The sequence below is a fragment of the Actinomadura sp. HBU206391 genome (genome assembly GCF_014323665.1).
Taxonomy (GTDB): domain Bacteria; phylum Actinomycetota; class Actinomycetes; order Streptosporangiales; family Streptosporangiaceae; genus Actinomadura_C.
This window is the reverse complement of sequence record NZ_JABVEB010000431.1, coordinates 1-3,289: the sequence shown is the minus strand read 5'-3', so window position 1 is coordinate 3,289 and position 3,289 is coordinate 1. Positions and strand designations below refer to the sequence as shown.

Here is a 3,289-nt window from a genome sequence, read left to right as displayed (position 1 = left end):
GGCTCAGGCTCGTGCGGTAGCCGGTGGAGAACGAGCGGAGCGCCGGGGGCCCGGGATTCCTGCCGCCTCGAGGGAATCCGCGACGTGGTGTCGATTGTGGGCGGTCTCGTTCGCCGTAGTGGGTGAGGGCGTCACCACCGACGCCCGGCGGCAGGCAGAGCGAAGGAAACGACACATGCGAAAACTGATGGTCACCACGTTCGTGTCCCTGGACGGGGTCATGCAGGCACCGGGCGGCGGCGACGAGGACCGCGACGGCGGGTTCGAGCACGGCGGCTGGGCCGTACCGCACATCGATCAGGGGATTCTCCAGCGGATGGCCGCGTTGACCGGCAGGGCGGGCGCGCTCCTGCTCGGGCGCAAGACCTATGACGTCTTCGCCGCCACCTGGCCGCTGGCCGGCGCCGACGATCCGATCGGGGCGAGGATGAACGGCCTGCGCAAGTACGTCGCGTCGCGGACCCTGGACACCGTGTCGTGGCAGAACTCGACACTGCTCTCGGGCGACGTCGCCGAGGCGGTCGGCAGGCTCAAGCAGGGCGAGGGCGGCGAGATCCAGGTCCACGGCAGCGGCGAGATGGTCCAGACGCTGGTCAGGCACGAGCTCGTCGACGAGTTCCAACTGCTGGTCTTCCCGGTGCTCATCGGCTCGGGAAAACGCCTTTTCGCGGACGGAACCGTCCCGTCCGGCCTTGAACTGCTCGACACCACGACGTCGAGTACGGGCGTTCTCGTCAGCACGTACGCGCGGGGTGGCAGGCTCGAGTACGGCGCGATGGGTCCCGAGACCGGCAACTGGTGATCGGGCGAGGTGATCAGAGGGGAAGATCCATGCCGCAGTACGCGATTCTGATCTACGAGAGCGAAACCCCCGGAGGGGTGGCCGACATCCCGCCCGAGGTGATGGAGGCCAACCTGCGCGCCGGGGAGCAGATCGCGGCGATGGGCGCCAAGGTCGTCAACGAGCAGGCGCTGCAGCCCAGCGCGACCGCCCGGACGATCCACAAGGACGGCCTGGTCACCGACGGTCCGTTCATCGAGAGCAAGGAGGTGATCGCCGGGTTCTTCGTGGTGGAGACCACAGACCTCGAAGCGGCGATCGCCATCGGCAAGCTACTCCCGATCATGGACGGCGCCGTCGAGGTGCGGCCGCTGCTCGCGGAGTGACCTCGGTACGGCGGGCGGTCGCCGACGCGCACCGTCGCGAGTGGGCCATGGTGCTCGCCGCGACGGTTCGCGTCACCCGCGACCTCGATCTGGCCGAAGAATGCGTTCAGGACGCGTACGTCGCCGCGCTCGACGCCTGGACGCACGACGGCGTACCGGCCAGGCCGGGCGCCTGGCTGACCACTGCCGCCAGGCACAACGCACTGGACGCCGTGCGCAGAGCCAGAACATTGCGGTCGAAGCTCCATCTGCTGGTGGAGCCGGCGGCAGACGACCCCGGAGTCCCGGCCGATCCGGTGGTGCGCGACGACCGGCTGCGGTTGGTCTTCCTGTGCTGTCATCCGGCGCTGGGCGTCGAGGCGCAGGCAGGGCTCACGCTGCGGCTGGTCTGCGGCGTGACCACCTCGGACATCGCGCAGGCGTTCCTGGTCTCCGAGACGGCGATGGCCGCACGGATCACTCGCGCCAAGAAGAAGATCACGGCCGCGCGGATCCCCTTTCGGATGCCCCCCCAGGCTGAGCTGCCGAACCGGCTGGACGCGGTGCTCACCGCGATCCATCTGCTCTTCACCACCGGCCACACCGCACCGGCGGGACCCGTGCTGACCAAGAGCGACATCGCCGAGCGCGCGCTCGACCTGGCACGTATGCTGCGCGACCTGATGCCGGACGAGCGCGAGGCCGGGGGACTGCTCGCGCTGCTTCTGGCCAACCACGCTCGCCGGGCCACCCGTACCACCGCGGGCGGGCGCCTGCTCCTGCTCGAGGAACAGGACCGTTCGGGCTGGGACCACGAAGCCATCGCCGAGGCGCACGACCTGGTCGTCGGGGCACTCCGCGGTGGTGATCCCGGCCGATTCGCCCTTCAGGCCGCCATCGCGGCGTTGCACGCGACCGCACCGACATATGACGACACGGACTGGCGGCAGATCCTGGTGCTCTACGACGAGCTGTTGAGAGCATGGCCGTCGCCGGTGGTCGCGCTCAACCGGGCCGTGGCGGTCGCGATGGTCGACGGGCCGGCGACCGCGTTGGCCGAGGTCGAGGCGCTCGAACAGGACAAGCGGCTCGCCGGCTACCGCTATTTGCCGGCGATCAAGGCCGACCTGCTGCGCCGACTGGGCCGCGGAGCCGACGCCGCCGGGGCGTACGAGCGAGCGATCACGCTGGCCGACAACGATGCCGAACGCGCCTTCCTCGCCGCCCGTCTCGCCGAGACCGACGGGACGATGGCATCTGGGCGGTAGGCCACCTCGCCCCGTGCCCAGTCGCATGGGACGTACAAGCTGCTGTTCAATGCCCTCTACCTGAGCACGACCACCTGACCGGGCGGCGGGTCCGTCACCAGTCGGTGGCGGACCCGCCCGCCTCGAGCTGCGGCGTGAGCTGGCGTCGTGAGTCCGCGGGCATCCATTCCACCAGCAGGGTGGTCGCGTCGTCGGTCAGGCGGCCGTTCTGGTAGTCGACGATGGTGCGGTTCAGGCGCCGCAGCGTCTCGGGGGCGGACATGCCGCGGGTGCTGTGCCGGATGATGAATTCGCTCAGCCGTTTCAGCCCGAACTCGTCGCCATCCGGGCCACGGCCTTCTACGACACCGTCGGTGTAGAGCAGGACGCGGTCACCGGGCTGCAGCTGCTCATGGTGAATCTGCGGTGGAGCGTCATCGCATGCGAGGCCGAGTGGCAGATGGGGCTCACGCCGGAGTTCCTTGACCACCTGGTTGTCGCGAATGAGCAAGGGGGGCGGGTGGCCGCACACGATCCAGGTCAGTTCGCCGGCGGCAATGTCCAGTTCGCACAGCAGTGCGGTGGCGAACCGGGATGGGTCGAACCGGCCGGCGATCGCCTGATCTACGCAGGTCACCGACTCCAGAAGATCGCCGCCTGACCGGCGAGTGTTGCGGCAACCGGCCATGGCGACGCTGGCGATGAGACCGGCGGTGAGATCGTGGCCGGCCGCATCGAAGATCGACACATTCAGGCGATCGCCGAGCAACGAGTAGTCGAAGGCGTCACCGCCTACCTCGTAGGCCGGTTCCAGCGCCGCCGCGACGATGACCCTCTCGGTGGCGAACGTCGGCGGCGCCATGAACGCCCATACCATCTCCGCCTGCAACGCCATC

4 protein-coding genes are annotated in these 3,289 nt (G+C 69.2%); 3 read left to right on the top strand and 1 reads right to left on the bottom strand.

All coding sequences use genetic code 11. The features are described from left to right. Nucleotides 1-175 precede the first annotated feature (175 nt). The 3 genes from HKK72_RS37805 to HKK72_RS37795 are packed head-to-tail and all read left to right on the top strand — an operon-like array spanning nt 176 to nt 2,414. Nucleotides 176-802, top strand: a complete 627-nt coding sequence (locus tag HKK72_RS37805; protein ID WP_187239191.1) for a dihydrofolate reductase family protein — start codon at nt 176-178, stop codon at nt 800-802. A gap of 29 nt (nt 803-831) precedes the next feature. Continuing rightward, entirely contained in the window at nt 832-1,167 is a 336-nt protein-coding gene (locus tag HKK72_RS37800; protein ID WP_187239190.1) for a YciI family protein, read from the top strand. After that, a complete protein-coding gene (locus tag HKK72_RS37795) occupies nt 1,164-2,414 on the top strand; it encodes an RNA polymerase sigma factor (protein ID WP_315987648.1) in 1,251 nt (416 codons plus the stop codon). The genes HKK72_RS37800 and HKK72_RS37795 overlap by 4 nt, the downstream gene beginning before the upstream one ends. Nucleotides 2,415-2,508: 94 nt before the next feature. On the opposite strand, the gene HKK72_RS37790 is transcribed toward HKK72_RS37795, so the two are convergent. After that, the coding region (locus tag HKK72_RS37790; protein ID WP_187239189.1) for a PP2C family protein-serine/threonine phosphatase at nt 2,509-3,289 on the bottom strand (781 nt) is incomplete at its 5' end.